Origin of the sequence: Parasedimentitalea psychrophila, assembly GCF_030285785.1 — a bacterium.
Lineage (GTDB): Bacteria > Pseudomonadota > Alphaproteobacteria > Rhodobacterales > Rhodobacteraceae > Parasedimentitalea > Parasedimentitalea psychrophila.
Window position 1 is genome coordinate 1,341,235 of record NZ_CP127247.1, and the last position, 14,870, is coordinate 1,356,104.

Sequence of the window (14,870 nt, forward strand, 5' to 3'; positions counted from 1 at the left end):
AAAATATTATTACCAATCCATGGACGCTGGCAAGAACCAAAATGTCACGCTAGACTACGGCATGAACTGGACCGAACGACTGAACCTGTTTTCCGCCCTCGACATCACCGCCCTTGCCCTGCTGATTGGCAGCTGGATGTGGATCGGCTGGCGGATTGAAAATCCCAGACCCGGGCGCCCCTCGGTCTCGGTGCTGATGGCCGACTTCCGGCGTGACTGGATGGTGCAAATGGTGACCCGGCAACCTCGGATGTTTGACGCGCAACTGATCAGCAGCCTGCGTCAGGGCGCCATATTTTTCACCTCGGCCTCGATGATTGCCATTGGCGGCGGCCTCGCCCTTATTGGCAATACCGACCAACTGGCCGGTGTTGCCAACGACCTGACCCAAAGCACCGTGCCTGCCTTTGTCTGGGAGATCAAACTGCTGACCGCGCTGCTGCTGCTGACCAACTCGTTTTTGAAATATGTCTGGGCCCATCGGCTGTTCGGCTATTGCTCGGTGCTGATGGCGGCAGTGCCCAACGACCCCGATGATCCGCTGTCGCTGCCCCGCGCCGCCCAGGCGGCCGAGCTCAGCATCACCGCCGCCCGCAGCTTCAACATCGGTATGCGCTCCACCTATTTTGCGCTGGCAGCACTGGCCTGGCTGGCCGGTTCGGTGGCGCTAATCGGCGCCACCCTGCTGACCCTGGCGGTTCTGTTCCGCCGCGAGTTCGCCTCGCAGTCGCGCAGCATCCTGCTTCAGGTCCCGGCCACCTCGGCCAAGGCAACCGCAGCAAAGTGAACACCGGCACAGACCATCCGCTGCACCGCATGGACGTCTTCGACAGCTGCGGCACGGTAGCAGGCCCTGCCTGACCCCAGCAGCCTCGCAGACCTTTGCGCGCTGAGGAGGTCACTGTGACAGTGTCCCACTCAACGTCTAATGCTGGCTGGAAAAATCATTGAGCCCCGCAGCTTCGGCACGCAGGCTTGCCAGTGTCACCATCAGATCAAGCTTCGGGGTTGCGACCCCGACCATTTCCGCCAGGCGCAGGATGATTGTATAGAGCGACTCGATCTCCATCTTCCGGCCTTGCTCAAGATCCTGGAGGATACTGGGCTTGTGCGCCAGCGCCTGCATATGCGCGACCACCTTGTCGATATCGCGTGAGGGCGCCCGACCGAGCGCTTCAGCGACAGCAATGATTTCAGCCAACAGCCCCCGCATGGCGGCCTCGCAGGAGGGTCGCGCTGTGATCTGATCAACGGTGCATTGGGTCAGAATGGCCATCAGGCCGGAGGCCACGTTGTTCTGCAGTTTCGACCAGATCACATCGCGAATGTCACCGGTGACCGATGTTGCCAGCCCTCCACCGGTGAGGACATCCGCGACTGCGGTCGCGCGGGCCGATACGGTGCCATCGGGTTCGCCAATGACCAGACGGCTGTTTGCCTGCGCCAGCCGCACAACGCCGGGTGACACCACTTCGCTGGCCGAATAGACCACACAGCCCAGGGCGCGTTCGGGTCCGACGGCCTCCCAGACTGCGCGCTCGGGATCAATGGTGGCAAGCTGGGTGCCGTCCAGGTTGCCGCCGTGGCGGTAGAAGTACCACCACGGGATTCCGTTCATCGCAAAGACCACCGCAGTACCGGGACCAAGCAAAGGCCCGATGGCCCGGGCAACCCCGGCAAGTGCGGGCGCTTTCACCGCCACGATCACCACGTCCTGTGGCCCCAGCTCCCTGGGGTCCTCAGTCGCCGCAACCGGGGCCATTAGCGCGCCCTCAGGGGTCTGCACCCGCAACCCGGCGCTGCGAATTGCGGCAAGGTTCTGACCGCGGGCAATGACAGAGGTCTCGGCGCCGCCCAGATGACATCGCGTCGCGAGATATCCGCCGACCGCACCGGCGCCAAATATGCATATTTTCATCACTCTAGTCCTGTCATGACGGGGTTCTGGATCAAAGCCAGCGGCCTGACTTACCTGGTTCAGCCCCGGCCCAGGAACGGCATTTGCGAGGACATCACCATAACCGATTGCATGTTTGCCGACAGATCCATGTTTGCCATCAGCAGGATCGTGTCGCCAACATTGGCGGCGTCCATCGTGGGCTCTGATACCACTGTGCCATTGGGCTGTGGAACACCGCCTGCCATGCGGGCAGTCATCGGTGTCGCCGCGTTGCCAATGTCGATCTGAGCACAGACGATATTATGCGCCCGACCGTCCAGGGCAATGCATTTTGTCAGACCGGTGATCGCATGTTTGGTGGTGGTATAAGGCGCCGATCCCGGCCTTGGCGCATGGGCCGACAATGAGCCATTGTTGATAATGCGACCGCCTTGAGGCGACTGATCACGCATGGTGCGATAGGCCGCATTTGCGCAGAGGAACATCCCGTTCAAATTGACCTCAACAACCCTGAGCCAGGTGTCATAGGTTACCTCTCCGAAATTGGTGCTGGGCGCGCCGCCACCGGCATTGTTGAACAATGTGTCCAACCGCCCAAAGGTTTCGGTCACAGTGGCAAACAAGTTTTCCACCTCTTCAGGCATGGTCACATCCGTCGGCACAACCAATGGCGTCCCTGCGGTGGCCATGGAGGCGGTTTCCTCCAGCACATCTGATCTGCGACCGGCCAAGCCGACGGACCAGCCGTCGTTCAACAACGCCAGCGCCGCCGCACGCCCCACTCCGCTGCCTGCGCCAGTCACCACTGCAACACCTTTTCCCATTTCATTCTCCCCTTCAGCATCCGCTTGTTTTCTCATGCATGCTTGCTTCAACCGGAACGGCAAACGGCAAGTCATTCGCTGCATTGGCTATATGCAGGACCCGCAGCTTGGTAAGGGGTGTCGCTGACCCAATTGGCCAAATGGTTCCGCTTTGAAATTCCGCCCACTCCAGAATGCCCCTAGTCTGAGACGGGAATTTCATCACTGGAGCAAGCAAATCCCGCTCCGCCAACCGCCTTGGTTGCAAGGAGCGCATGTCATCACCCGAAAAATCACGGCTCGGTTTGGACCTCCGATATGAAGGCACCAGTTCGGAGCCATGTGACTGCACATGGACACGAACAAACCTGCCCAACTGTCATTTTGTAGCCGCAGCCATTGCGGTCCAGCAGATATGCGCAATGCGTTCACATAATTCTTTGAAGTAGACGAAAATCATGATCCGTAACTTTAGAACTGCCCTTCACACATGGACCATCCATACCACGCCGCTTGACGTCTGTCTGGATGCGGCTGCCAAGGCTGGGTTTGATGCCATTGAAATCCGAAGAAGCGACATCGTCGATTGCTATGATCGCGGAATGCGCAAACAGGACGTTATTTCAATGATCCGGGACAGCGGCCTCCAGCTGGGTGTACTGGGCACCGAATACGGCTGGTTCTTCACGCCTCCGGACGAACAGAAGCGGTTGTTTGACGTTCTGCACGAGACTTGCGAGATTGCCAGCGCACTTGGCTGTGACATGATCATGAGCGCTCCGGGTCAGGTGACCGGCACCGTCGCCGACGCCACCGCCGCCACCCGGACCGCAGGGGCTATCGTCGCCGAACACGGGCTGAAACTGGCGCTGGAGTTCAATTCCCAGCACCCGGTTGTCAATCGCACCGAGGTATTGCGGCAGATCATAACCGGAGCGGGTCAGCAAAACTGCGGCATGTTGCTGGATGCCTATCACCTGCAGCGCAGCGAAGGCATTCGGGGTGGCCTGAGCACTGTCAGCGGCGCGGAATTATTTGCCTTTCAGTACAGCGATGTGCCGCCTCAGCCGGCACCAGGGGTGCGGCGACCGATTGACCGGTTGGTTCCGGGCAAGGGCATCATTGACTGGAACCACCTGTTCACCCGGCTGAGCGAGATCGGCTACCACGGCTACCTGAGTTACGAAGCGCCGAACCCCGAGTTTTGGCAGCGCTCTCCCTACGAGGTCTGCGCCGAAGGGATTGAGATCACCAAGACCTTGTTGGAGCGTGCCCAGCAATCTCTGAACACCACTGCCTAAAGAAAACTGCCTGAAAAAAGGAATACAAACATGACCACTATTTCACTCAAGGACGCCTCTGTCATTGTGGATACCGCGCTCGCAACGGGCCGTGAAAACAGCTATGATCCGCTGACGGTCATCATCTTGGACGCCGGCGGGCATATTGTGGCCGCCAAGCGCGAGGATGGCAGCGGAATCCTGCGGTATGAGCTGGCAAATGGTAAGGCCTATGGAGCGCTGGGGTTCGGATTGGGCTCCCGCGATCTTGCCAAGCGGGCGCAAAAAGTACCCGGTTTCATGAGCGCCGCCTCTGACGCCTCTGGCGGGCGCTGTGTGCCGGCCCCGGGCGGTGTCCTGATCAAGAATTCCAACGGCCAGATCATTGGCGCTGTCGGGATCTCGGGCGACACCGGCGACAATGACGAAATCTGTGCCATGGCTGGAATTGAGGCGGCTGGGTTGCGCGGTGATGGTGGCTGAAGCAATCGTCTTGGCCGCTTGATTGCCTAGCAACAGGCGTTTCGACAGATCCGTTAGAGGGAGGCGTTCACTGGACGCCCCCCTTAGCCTTTGGCCGCTGATGACTATAATCAGTGGTGAGATGTAAATTGCGACACAGAGGCCAGCATCTGTCTTGGCCCAATTGCAATTGGCACCCGGACATTTCAGCCAATAAGGTCAAACGTCGATGGCTCAAAGAGGTCCTCAAGCGTCACCGGTTGGGTCAGCACGCCCTGCGACAAGCATTGGTCCAGATAGCCCTCAAGCAATGCCCGGTTGGGGGCGATGCCGTAGGGAAGGGGGTCGGCACCGCGCTCCAGTATCCGTTGGTGCATCTTGTCGATAGGCGTTGGGGTCTCGATATCGCCAGCCCGCAGCCGATTGATGTAGATCTGCTTGGAGGCGGTGAAAGCCTTGAACAGGGCTTTTGGCAACTCAGGATAACGCGCCAGCACATCATTGCGCACCACCATCAGATGATTGATCGGGTAGTGTCCGCGCTGGTCGAATGCGTTCAGCCCGGCGGCAAGCCCATCGGCATGCAGAGGCACCACATTGTCATATTCCGCGGGGATATCTTCCTTGAAAAACCCAATGGTCGCCGGCAACGCACCGGTCTGAAGCTCTTGCCTCAGATCACGTCCGGCCTCCAATTGTCGGGTATTCGCCGGCGGGCGAAACTCTGCCACATGATCGTCGCTGGTCAGCACCCAGTTTACGCTTTCCGGGCTAAGCCCGTGTTCCTTGGCCAGGATCTCGCGCGCCCATACACCGGTGGTGACCGTGTAGCCCCGGTCAACGCCGACGCTCTGGCCGGCCAATTGTTTGGGGTCGGTGATCCCGGCATTGCGGTTGAACAGGATGGCCCCGTGGTGGAACTCCCGCACCAGGAATATGGGAAGTGCAGTAAACTCGGCGCCCTGTTCGCGGGCCGCAACATAGGTCGTCAACGCCAGCTCGCTGATCGCGAATTCGTTGGTGCGGACCATGCGTCGAAAGGCCCCGTCCATCGCCTCCTCGTCATGGATTGTCAGGTCGAATCCATCGACGGACACCTGTCCGTCCCTTAGCGGCGTGACATTGTCCTGCATACGCAGAACGATATCGAGATTGGGTTTGTCCATCTTCGTTGTCCTTCAAGTCTTCAATTGGGCGCCAACAGGTTGTGACGCCGTCCAAGCGGAACCGGCAGGCAGTTCGTTCGCCGCTTATTCCTGCAATTTGCCCTGGCTTACTGCCTTGCTTCGCATGCTGCCAAAGGCGCTGTAGAGAAAGGTGGCAAGGGCGAGCGCCAGAATGGTAAGTGTGATCGGTCGCGCCAGCACCACGCTAAGATCGCCTGCATGGATCGTCATCGCGCGCGACATGTTTGTCTCGATAATCGGCCCCATAACAAAGGCAAGAACCACCGGAACAACGGGGATGTCGATCTTGACCATCCAATAAGCCACAAGACTAAAGACAATGACCATAACCACATGCGCGGTATAATTGGCATAGGCATAGGTGCCCAGCAGGATCAGGATGAACACAAACGGTCCGAGAATGCGCCGCGCGACGTTTGAGATATAGGCAAAGCCGCGGGTGTAGATCAGACCCAGTATCAGCAACCAGATGTTGATGAATATCAGCCCAACAAAGATCGTGGTGATAAGCTCTGGCTCTGCCCCGAACAACAGCGGCCCAGGTACGATCCCCTTGCTAATGAGCACGCTCAGAAGGATGGCGGCAGACCCCGATCCGGGAATACCCAGCGTCAGAGAGGGCACAAGTGTACCCGCCACTACGGCATTGTTGGCGGTCTCCGGCGCAGCCAGGCCTTCGGGAATGCCGGTGCCGAATTCTTCCTTTGGCCGCTTCGACCAGCGCTTTTCTTCGCCATAAGCGATAAGCGAGCCAATTGAGGCCCCGGCACCTGGGATTGCGCCAATCGCCGTGCCAATCAAGCTGCAGCGAATCCAAGTCGGGATCAGCCTGATCATGTCGCCCTTCTGCAGCCGGTCATCAGTCTTCTGAGCGTCGTGTTGAAGGACGGTCTTTGGCGTCTCCACAGTTTTGCGGTGAGAGATCAGCAGCCGAAGCGCCTCGGGGCCGGCAAGAAAGGCGATAATGACGACAACAAGCGGGATACCATCGGTAAGGAAGCCCTGATTGAAGGTAAAGCGCATCCCGCCGAAATCGGAACTGCCTATTGTGGACAGGAACAAACCAAGCCCTGCGGCAAGAAAGCCTCGGGTTGGATCCCGCCCAAAGAAGCTGCCGATGATCGACAGGCCAAAAAGTCCTAAAGCAAACATTTCGCCCGGACCGAACTCGAGCGCGATACTGGCAATCCAGCCGCCAACGAAGATGAAAATCAGGGTGCTGGAGATGCCGCCAATCACCCCGGAAACCAGTGAAATCTTAAGGGCGCGGTTCGGATAACCTTTTTGAGCAAGTGCATAGCCATCCAAAACTGTAACAGCCTGCGCTGGCGTACCGGGCGTTCTTATTAGAATTGCGGGTATAGAGCCGCCGTATTCTGCTGCGGAATAGACCGCGAGAAAGAATATGATCGCCACATCTGCTGGCATGGCAAATGTCAGTGGAAACAGCAGCGCCAGAGATTGGGAACTTCCAAAGCCCGGAAGGGCACCAAGGACCACCCCGAATGTAACGCCTGATATGATCGCGACGAGCACAGGAATACTGCCCATATTCAGCAATGCAGGTCCGAGATATAGAAATAGATTTTCCATGATTTTTTAGTACTCGCCTAGGAAAACGGGAAGGAATTTCAACGGCAGAGGCACATTCAGACCGATGACGAAAGCAAAGTACACCAGCACCATGGTGATCAGTGCGCCGCCCAGTGCAACGGCGGCCGCTTTTGGTGCAGGCATAAGCAATCTTGGAAACAGCAGCACAAACATGAATATAGTCGTTGCGATCTCTAGCCCGAGCGGCCGAAGCAGGCTCATATATGCAAGCGAAACGCCCAGGATCAAACTTGCTTCCACAAGGTCGAATTTGATCGGACCGCTGCTGTTTTCGTCGGCCTCTTCGGCATTTTCCGGTGTGTGAGCCGCCTCAGCATCAGACGCAAAAAATGTGCTCACCAGCAGCAGGCTTCCAAAGATCAATATCACCGCCAGGGAAATCTTGGGAAAGAAACCATCGCCGGGGTAGCCCAGCAGAATAGACGGCGGCAAGTGCGCGGCCTTCCAGTATAGAAAGGCAGCAGCTGCCAGTGTCGCGGCCACGGAAATCAGTAGGCAGAGGCGCCGCGGGAGCCTCAACGATCTTAAATGAACGAGCATTGAGATTAGTCCAACTTGTATAATTTCGAAGCGTAAAACGAGGTGGGCCCTTCGGCTAGCCCCCGCCGTTCCTTGCCCCGCAGGCGAACCTGCGGGGCTGGGTTGAGTAACGTCACAACACCAAAGTCAGACGTCAGCTTCCCTCGATCATTCCAATCTCAAGCAGGAACTCACGTGTCACACCCACAGCGGTCTTGAAATCGGCCATGAGTTTGTCACGATCCGCAGCATCAAACGCAGGAACAACATGCGGGTTCTGCGCCATGTAGACGTTTCTGTACTGGTCGGAAGTGGTCACTTTTTCCATTGCCGCTGCAAGAATATCCATGCGCTCTGGCGGGGTGCCGGCTTTCACCATAAAGCCCTGCCACTGGTGCGGCACATCATAGCTCATTCCGGCCTCACGGATCGACGGAACCTCGGCCCACAGCGGATGATCCAACCGTTCTTCATTGAGGATCAAAATCGGGCAAATCGTGCCTGCTTCGATATGTGTATTCCACCGGCCAGGCTGAGCGAAGCCAACGCGAAGGTGGCCCCCCACAACATCCTTCACCACTTCGCCGGTGCCTTTGTAGGGCACAAAGCGCATATCGGCCCCGGCTGGATCCAGACCAATCATGGTGTGCTGCAGGTGGTGCGTTGATCCCACCTTGTTTGAGCCCATGGCCAGCTCACCCGGATTGGCCTCGTTGTATGCGACCAGATCGTCCCAGCTGCTGATGTCAGGATCGTCGCACCTTACGCCAACGCCGTAAACCGTCTCTTCAAACTTGGCCAGGAGATGGAAATCATCCGGCGTTTTGGTGAAGTGTGGCAGGTTGAAGTAACTGGTAAAGCTGCGGCTCATGTGCATGAACGTATAGCCATCAGCCGCCTGATCCGACAAATAGACCGTGGGTTCGTGATTAGAGCCGCCGTTCATATAGGTAACCTTAATAGGAACGCCCAGATAGTCGTCTTTCGCCAGTTCAACGGCCAGCATTTCGCACCATACCGCGGTACCAGACCCCGGAGAGGTGGTACAAACCAGTTCCATCGGCTTGGACGGATAGTCACCATCCTGAGCGGTTGACGCAGTTGCGAACATCATCGTCGCAGGCGCCACCAGCGCTGCGGCAGAAAGAATGCTCTGCGTTGTCTTTAGAAAATTTTTCATTTTTAAGTCTCCCCTTACATATTGCTTCCATTATTCTTTTGCCTGGATCGTTCGATCTCCCCCCCGAACCCATGCCTGTTATCTTTCCTCTCTTCCTCGCATCTGTGCGCTCAATCCTGCCCTCTTGGATCGGGACCGGCGCGCTTGACATATAGGAAACATATCGCCACCAGAGCGCCTGTGAATAGGCAGATTGCACACCAATTGCTGCATTGGTTGCCGCCTCACCTCCTCCCAAAAACCGTGAATTGCTGCATCTCAGCACCTGATAACTGGGGAGCCTGCGGATGCTCGAAAAAGCACAAACATTACCGCAGTCAGACGGTTCTCCGCCATGCACTGGGACTGGAACTGGGACTGGCGAGCGTTTTTTCCACCAATCAATACAAAGCCGGGGCCGCACCCAGATATGGCTGGTGCGGCCCCGGCAAGTTTTCAGTTTATTGACGGGGTTATCCGAAAGTAAACGAGTCGTGGTAAGCGCCCTGCACGCTGCCGCCGGTGATTGGCGCACCACCCGGCACGTAAACCTTATTGCCGATGACGGCCGCTGTTTGGCCATGCAGGCCGTGCCGTGGAACGGGCATTGGCGCAACGACCTCCCAGCTGTCAGTTGCCGGATCGTAAGCCTCGTTCGCCTCGAAGACCAATCCACGTGCCTCGCCGCCAAAGGCAAGGATCTTGCCATCTACATAGGCCGCGCAATGGCCGCTGCGAATGGTCGGCATGCCGCCACGAAACGACCAGGTGCGCATCTCGGGATCAAAGACAGAATGCAGGCCAGTGTTGAAATCGTAGGAATCCTTGCGACCGCCGATGCAGTGAATTTTTCCATCCGCAACAACTGCGCCCATATGGCAGCGCTGACCGGCGAAGGGCTGAGTCGGCGTCGAGCCGCGCATTTCGTTCAGAAATTCGTAGGTCCGGGTCACCGGATCGTAGATCTCATGCCAATCGACCGAACGCACATTGCGACCACCCAAAAGATGAATTTTCCCGTCCAGAACAACCGATGAAATCGCCCCACGGGGGCGCAGCAGGTTTGGAATTCTTTCCCATTCATCCGCATCGGCATCGTAGACAAAGCAGTTTGAATGCGGGCAGCGGTTCTGTTCGATAAAACCGCCGAAACTGTAAATTTTCGATCCGATCACCGTCATACAAAGGTGATTGCAGGCATAGGGGATCGGCGCTTTCAGCGTCCATTCTCCGGTGGCCGGGTCAAACACCTGATGGTAGTCGCTGTTGGCTTTGCCGCGTGCATAGCCACCAATGACATGGACCTTTCCGTTGCAAGCGACAACGCCCATTTCCGCTGTTGCAATTGGCATGCGCGGCTCTTCCTTCCACACGCCCATGTTTGCGGCTTGCGGAACCGGGTCAGGATTCGGCTGCGACACACCCTCTGGAATGCTGGTAATCGTCGGATCGAACAGTCCGGAAAAAAGCGGATCTTCTTGAGATTTATATGTATCGGGCATCAGTATTCTCCTAAGTTAAATTTTATCGGCCAGGGTTAGGGGGCTTGCGTGAAAGACGTCTTCGGGTGCCAAAAGCCGCCCCGTAAGACCATCGCCATGCGCATAGCGCAGCATAGTTTCCATCTCTGGTTTGCTCTCCTTGAAGCCGTATTTCCATACGTTCTCGCCAATCAGGTCGCGGACTTCAGCGGCGGTTTCGGCGATCCACGGCAAAGTTAGCCGCAGGATGTTGACCTGCTTCATTTCCTCAAGCGCCAGGGCCTTGGCTTGTACAAACGCCTTGAACACTTCGGCGGGCAGCCAGGGGTGCGCATCCACAAGGCTCTGCCGGATGACGACGCAATGCATGATCGGAAAGGCCTCGGTGTTGCGGTAATACTCTTTCTCCACGCTGGGATAATCGGGAAACAGGCGCCCGACCCGCGGATCACCGCTGGCAAAAGACGAGGGCGGCTTGGTTGCGATCAGCGCGTCAAGGCGACCGTCGGCCAACATTTCGTTCAATGTCTCGGTTGCCGGAATTGGTTCCAGGCTGATGGCCTCGGGCAGATCAAGCTGCAACCGCTCGCCGCCGCCTGGCGCTTCAAACCCGCCATTCATCCACTTCACGTCCTGACTGCGCACCCCGTACTGGTCCCCGAGCATGCCGCGCACCCACAGTCCCACGGTTTGCTGAAACTGCTGGACGCCAATCGTTCGCCCGCGAAGATCCTCTGGCTTTTTGATACCGCTGTCTTTGTTGATGTAGATAGAGGAATGGCGAAAGCTACGCGACAGAAAGACCGGGATCGCGACGTAATCGCGAACCCCCCGATCGACCTGGATCAAATGGCTGGCCATAGACATCTCGGCTATATCAAACGCCTGCTCATCCAGCACTTGGCGAAAGATCGTCTGTGTTATCCCCGGCAAAGGGATGACATCGCAGCCAGAGATGGAAATCCGACCATCAAGGATCGGCGCCGCCCGGTCCGTCTGCGTACATGCGAGCGAGAGTGTGAGCTTGTTCATCATATTTTCCTTAAAAGCTGCCCATGGGCAAGACCGGACAGAGACGTCATGCTATCCAGTCAGCCGGATGCCTAAGTCTCGAAAACTTATTCCGATTTTCAGTTCCACTGCGGAAAATTAACAGATGAAAACCGTGACCAATTGTGTCATTGGTAGTTCCATGCCCTCACAACGCGCCTCCGAAGCACTCGAAAAGCTAAGCTCCTATATTGAAGAGCATAATTTCTCTCTGAACGCCCGGATCCCACCGGAACGGATGCTGTGCGAAGAACTCGGAATGACCCGTTCTGACTTTCGCAGCGCGATGAGCGTTCTGGAGGGCGAAGGGCGCGTTTGGCGTCAGGTCGGGCGCGGAACCTTTATCGGGGCACGTTCGGTCCTGAACCTCTCCGAGGTCCGATATCTCAGCGGCATTACCACACCGAAAGAGATCGGCGACGCACGGCTGGTTATTGAGCCTAAACTGGCAGGACTGGCCGCACTGAACGGTGTTTCGACGGAGCATGGCGAACTTAGGCGCTGCAATCGGCGTTGTCGCGAGGCGAAGGATTGGCGCATATTTGAAGCATGGGACAACCGCTTCCACTACGCAGTTGCGACCGCGACGCGGAACAAGTTGCTGATGACCGTTTTTGAAACCCTGAACGCTGTGCGTCGCTCTCATGTTTGGCAGACGCAACGGACAACTTCAGGACCCTCTGCCAGCCATCCGTCTCATGCCGAGCACAATGCAATTTATGACGCGATCGTGCAGAAAAAACCAGACGACGCAGCCGAGGCGATGCGGGTCCATCTCGACTCGGTGAGCAGTCGGTTGATCCTGCAGAACGCCTCGGCCTAGCCCCCCTGCCGTCTACATTGCAACGGCAACAGCCCCTAGTTCGCCGGTAAAATTTCGTTTGGAATGTTCTGATAACAAACCGGACGCAGAAAGCGACGGATAGACAGCGTACCGACGGACGTGGCCCCGAAATTGGTCGAAGCCGGATAAGGGCCGCCGTGGACCATTGTATCGGCGACCTCCACACCTGTGGGGAACCCGTTGGCAAGAATACGGCCTGCTTTGCGCTCGAGGATCGGCATCAATGTCCGGGCGGCTTCGATGTCGCCGTCATCCATGTGTATGGTGCAGGTCAGCTGCCCCTGAAGAGCCCGCGCCACCTGGTGCATTTGGTCCAGATCATCCGCGACAACAACCAGGCCCAGCGGGCCGAATACCTCTTCGCCCAATGCAGGGTTGCCGAGCCAGTCAGACGCGGTGGTCTGATAGAGATAAGGTGTGGCATTGCGCTGATCGCAGCTGGATGTCAGCAGGTCCTGAACCCCGGCGCCTGAGGCTATCCGGGTCTGTCCGGCGCGGTAAGCCTGGGCGATACCGTCGGTCAGCATGGTCTGAGCGCCAACCTGTGACAGCGCCTCTTGGGTGGCCGAAACAAAGGCTGCGGCCTGATTTTTCAAGACCACGGCAATGCCGGGTTTGGTGCAGAACTGGCCGGCGCCCATGGTTAGCGATCCCGCCCAGCCGCAGCCGATTTCAGCGCCCCGTGCTCTCGCCGCCGCAGGCAGCAGGAACATCGGATTGACGGACCCCAGTTCGCCGAAAAACGGAATAGGTTCAGGGCGCTGCGCGCAAAGATCAAAGAGCGCGCGGCCACCGGCAAGGCTACCGGTAAAGCCAACGGCCTTGATCAGCGTGTGCTGCACAAGGCGGGTTCCAACATCGCGCTTGCCGCCCTGAACCAGGGAAAAGACGCCGGGATGAATGCCACATTTGACAATTGCAGCGTCGATCGCCTCGGCCACGATTTCGCCTGTTCCTGGATGCGCCGAGTGGCCTTTGACCACCACCGGGCAGCCGGCCGCCAAGGCAGCGGCGGTGTCTCCACCGGCGGTGGAGAAGGCCAGCGGGAAGTTAGAGGCGCCAAATACGGCAACCGGGCCAACCGGCCGCTGAAACAGTTTCAGATCCGGGCGCGGCAAGGGCGCGCGGTCCGGTAAGGCTTTGTCGTGACGGGCATCCAGGTAGTTGCCTTGCAGAATGTGATCCGCGAACAGCCGCAACTGACCGACAGTACGGCCGCGTTCCCCCTGCAGGCGGGCTTCGGGCAGGCCACTTTCCTGACAGCCGATTTTGGTGATCTCTTCGGCCCGGGCCTCGATTTCGTCGGCAATCGTATTCAGAAAGACGGCGCGTTGTTTGCGGGTGGAAAATCCGAAACTCCAAAACGCAGCTTCTGCGGCCTCCACCGCAGCGTCCACATGGGCGGGCGTTCCAACCGAGTATGCATGGGATGTCCCCTGGATGGGGTCCGATTTGAATGTCTCATCTCCCGCGACCCAAGTTCCAGCGATCAAGTGATTTCCAGTGGGCATTTATTATTCCTTCATCAAAAGCGCGGTGGAGATTAGGGCTCCAGGGGGACAGCAAAAATTCTTACTGCGGCGGTGCTGTCAGCGAAGGCATGAGATCCGCCCTACCATCCCGAAGTCATCATATATATTTGCCTCGCAAAATGCATATATAAGATAAGTGATGTCAACATATTTATCAATTGTTGTCGATTGCCCTCCCTCACGCTAAGAATGACATGCAAGTGAAAGCAGGAGCGCGCCCGAGCCATGACCGCCACAGAAAACACCCAACCCCGAAAGCGGCGCACCAATCTGGTTGAGACGCTAACCTCCACTCTGCGTGGGCTAATTCTCAACGGCAGCGTCCAGGTCGGCGAAAAGCTACCAAGCGAAGCTGAGTTAACGTCTGCCTACAAGGTCAGCAGAACGGTGGTCCGCGAGGCCATCGCCTCGCTTCGCTCTGACGGGCTGGCTGAGGCAAGACAGGGGGCCGGCGTTTTTGTCATCCGCCAGACAATGCCCTCAGATGGAATGCTTAAATCATTTGATTTAAACAAGATTTCATCAATTATTGAAATGCTGGAGCTCCGCACTGCTGTTGAAGTTGAAGCCGCTGCCCTTGCTGCCAAGCGGCGATCACCGGCGCAGGAAGGCGCCATTCTGGAGAGCCACAAGGAAATGGAGGAGCTCATTCGACAGGGGGCTTCAACGGCAGAAGCCGATTATGCCTTCCATCAGGCGATTGCAGCCGCAACAAACAATCCCCGCTTTGTGGAGTTCCTCGATCTCATGGGCGGGCGCGTCATCCCCCGCAAGCAACTCTCACCCAGCGAGGGTGAAGCCGCCACAGGTCGATACCTTCAGCAGATCGTTCTGGAACATGGAAAAATTGCCCGTGCTATCTCAGATCAGGATGAGGATGGAGCCCGCGCCGCCATGCGCCAGCACCTAAAGGGGGGAGGCGACCGTTACCGGGAGTTACTCAGGTAGCCCTCTCGTAACTTATATGATAAGTTGTTGACAAGTCATATTGCAAACATATGTTGTGTCCAAAGTTCATTTACCAACAAGGAACACGGAC

The 14,870-nt window shown here is 57.5% G+C and carries 14 protein-coding genes; 5 read left to right on the top strand and 9 right to left on the bottom strand.

Annotated elements, in window-relative coordinates:
• The first annotated feature begins 61 nt into the window (after nucleotides 1-61).
• On the top strand, nucleotides 62-787 hold the full coding sequence (locus tag QPJ95_RS06490; RefSeq protein WP_270917825.1) for a DUF599 domain-containing protein: 726 nt from the start codon (nucleotides 62-64) through the stop codon (nucleotides 785-787).
• A 138-nt stretch (nucleotides 788-925) separates the two neighbouring features.
• Here the strand turns inward: QPJ95_RS06490 and QPJ95_RS06495 are convergent, their stop codons facing one another.
• A complete protein-coding gene (locus tag QPJ95_RS06495) occupies nucleotides 926-1,918 on the bottom strand; it encodes a ketopantoate reductase family protein (protein WP_270917705.1) in 993 nt (330 codons plus the stop codon).
• 59 nt (nucleotides 1,919-1,977) lie between these two features.
• Nucleotides 1,978-2,724 (bottom strand): SDR family oxidoreductase, encoded by a 747-nt coding sequence (locus QPJ95_RS06500; RefSeq protein ID WP_270917704.1) that lies wholly within the window; start codon nucleotides 2,722-2,724, stop codon nucleotides 1,978-1,980.
• A 437-nt stretch (nucleotides 2,725-3,161) separates the two neighbouring features.
• Between QPJ95_RS06500 and QPJ95_RS06505 the strand changes: the two genes are divergently transcribed.
• On the top strand, nucleotides 3,162-4,004 hold the full coding sequence (locus QPJ95_RS06505) for a sugar phosphate isomerase/epimerase family protein (RefSeq protein ID WP_270917703.1): 843 nt from the start codon (nucleotides 3,162-3,164) through the stop codon (nucleotides 4,002-4,004).
• A 30-nt stretch (nucleotides 4,005-4,034) separates the two neighbouring features.
• A complete protein-coding gene (locus tag QPJ95_RS06510) occupies nucleotides 4,035-4,466 on the top strand; it encodes a GlcG/HbpS family heme-binding protein (RefSeq protein WP_270917702.1) in 432 nt (143 codons plus the stop codon).
• Between the two features lie 185 nt (nucleotides 4,467-4,651).
• Here QPJ95_RS06510 and QPJ95_RS06515 read toward each other — a convergent pair whose 3' ends face one another.
• The 6 genes from QPJ95_RS06515 to QPJ95_RS06540 form a co-directional block, all read right to left on the bottom strand.
• A complete protein-coding gene (locus QPJ95_RS06515; RefSeq protein WP_270917701.1) occupies nucleotides 4,652-5,611 on the bottom strand; it encodes a substrate-binding domain-containing protein in 960 nt (319 codons plus the stop codon).
• Between the two features lie 84 nt (nucleotides 5,612-5,695).
• Complete coding sequence (locus QPJ95_RS06520) at nucleotides 5,696-7,225, bottom strand: tripartite tricarboxylate transporter permease (protein ID WP_270917700.1); 1,530 nt, start codon at nucleotides 7,223-7,225, stop codon at nucleotides 5,696-5,698.
• A gap of 6 nt (nucleotides 7,226-7,231) precedes the next feature.
• Nucleotides 7,232-7,729, bottom strand: a complete 498-nt coding sequence (locus QPJ95_RS06525) for a tripartite tricarboxylate transporter TctB family protein (RefSeq protein WP_270917699.1) — start codon at nucleotides 7,727-7,729, stop codon at nucleotides 7,232-7,234.
• Between the two features lie 190 nt (nucleotides 7,730-7,919).
• Complete coding sequence (locus QPJ95_RS06530; protein WP_270917698.1) at nucleotides 7,920-8,945, bottom strand: Bug family tripartite tricarboxylate transporter substrate binding protein; 1,026 nt, start codon at nucleotides 8,943-8,945, stop codon at nucleotides 7,920-7,922.
• Between the two features lie 452 nt (nucleotides 8,946-9,397).
• On the bottom strand, nucleotides 9,398-10,426 hold the full coding sequence (locus tag QPJ95_RS06535) for a Kelch repeat-containing protein (protein WP_270917697.1): 1,029 nt from the start codon (nucleotides 10,424-10,426) through the stop codon (nucleotides 9,398-9,400).
• 15 nt (nucleotides 10,427-10,441) lie between these two features.
• Nucleotides 10,442-11,437 (bottom strand): ABC transporter substrate-binding protein, encoded by a 996-nt coding sequence (locus QPJ95_RS06540; RefSeq protein ID WP_270917696.1) that lies wholly within the window; start codon nucleotides 11,435-11,437, stop codon nucleotides 10,442-10,444.
• Nucleotides 11,438-11,561: 124 nt separating this feature from the next.
• Between QPJ95_RS06540 and QPJ95_RS06545 the strand changes: the two genes are divergently transcribed.
• Nucleotides 11,562-12,278 (top strand): FadR/GntR family transcriptional regulator, encoded by a 717-nt coding sequence (locus QPJ95_RS06545; RefSeq protein WP_270917695.1) that lies wholly within the window; start codon nucleotides 11,562-11,564, stop codon nucleotides 12,276-12,278.
• A gap of 35 nt (nucleotides 12,279-12,313) precedes the next feature.
• On the opposite strand, the gene QPJ95_RS06550 is transcribed toward QPJ95_RS06545, so the two are convergent.
• Nucleotides 12,314-13,810, bottom strand: a complete 1,497-nt coding sequence (locus QPJ95_RS06550; RefSeq protein ID WP_270917694.1) for an aldehyde dehydrogenase (NADP(+)) — start codon at nucleotides 13,808-13,810, stop codon at nucleotides 12,314-12,316.
• A 246-nt stretch (nucleotides 13,811-14,056) separates the two neighbouring features.
• Here QPJ95_RS06550 and QPJ95_RS06555 point away from each other — a divergent pair, with 246 nt between their 5' ends.
• Nucleotides 14,057-14,779, top strand: a complete 723-nt coding sequence (locus QPJ95_RS06555) for a FadR/GntR family transcriptional regulator (RefSeq protein WP_270917693.1) — start codon at nucleotides 14,057-14,059, stop codon at nucleotides 14,777-14,779.
• Nucleotides 14,780-14,870: the final 91 nt, after the last annotated feature.

What these genes read in the sequence shown, in the direction of transcription:
- QPJ95_RS06520 (WP_270917700.1), bottom strand. Translation starts at nt 7,225, where the DNA reads ATGGAAAATCTATTTCTATATCTCGGACCTGCATTGCTGAATATGGGC.
- QPJ95_RS06535 (WP_270917697.1), bottom strand. Translation starts at nt 10,426, where the DNA reads ATGCCCGATACATATAAATCTCAAGAAGATCCGCTTTTTTCCGGACTG.
- QPJ95_RS06495 (WP_270917705.1), bottom strand. Translation starts at nt 1,918, where the DNA reads ATGAAAATATGCATATTTGGCGCCGGTGCGGTCGGCGGATATCTCGCG.
- QPJ95_RS06540 (WP_270917696.1), bottom strand. Translation starts at nt 11,437, where the DNA reads ATGAACAAGCTCACACTCTCGCTCGCATGTACGCAGACGGACCGGGCG.
- QPJ95_RS06555 (WP_270917693.1), top strand. Translation starts at nt 14,057, where the DNA reads ATGACCGCCACAGAAAACACCCAACCCCGAAAGCGGCGCACCAATCTG.
- QPJ95_RS06500 (WP_270917704.1), bottom strand. Translation starts at nt 2,724, where the DNA reads ATGGGAAAAGGTGTTGCAGTGGTGACTGGCGCAGGCAGCGGAGTGGGG.
- QPJ95_RS06550 (WP_270917694.1), bottom strand. Translation starts at nt 13,810, where the DNA reads ATGCCCACTGGAAATCACTTGATCGCTGGAACTTGGGTCGCGGGAGAT.
- QPJ95_RS06515 (WP_270917701.1), bottom strand. Translation starts at nt 5,611, where the DNA reads ATGGACAAACCCAATCTCGATATCGTTCTGCGTATGCAGGACAATGTC.
- QPJ95_RS06490 (WP_270917825.1), top strand. Translation starts at nt 62, where the DNA reads ATGAACTGGACCGAACGACTGAACCTGTTTTCCGCCCTCGACATCACC.
- QPJ95_RS06505 (WP_270917703.1), top strand. Translation starts at nt 3,162, where the DNA reads ATGATCCGTAACTTTAGAACTGCCCTTCACACATGGACCATCCATACC.
- QPJ95_RS06545 (WP_270917695.1), top strand. Translation starts at nt 11,562, where the DNA reads ATGAAAACCGTGACCAATTGTGTCATTGGTAGTTCCATGCCCTCACAA.
- QPJ95_RS06510 (WP_270917702.1), top strand. Translation starts at nt 4,035, where the DNA reads ATGACCACTATTTCACTCAAGGACGCCTCTGTCATTGTGGATACCGCG.
- QPJ95_RS06530 (WP_270917698.1), bottom strand. Translation starts at nt 8,945, where the DNA reads ATGAAAAATTTTCTAAAGACAACGCAGAGCATTCTTTCTGCCGCAGCG.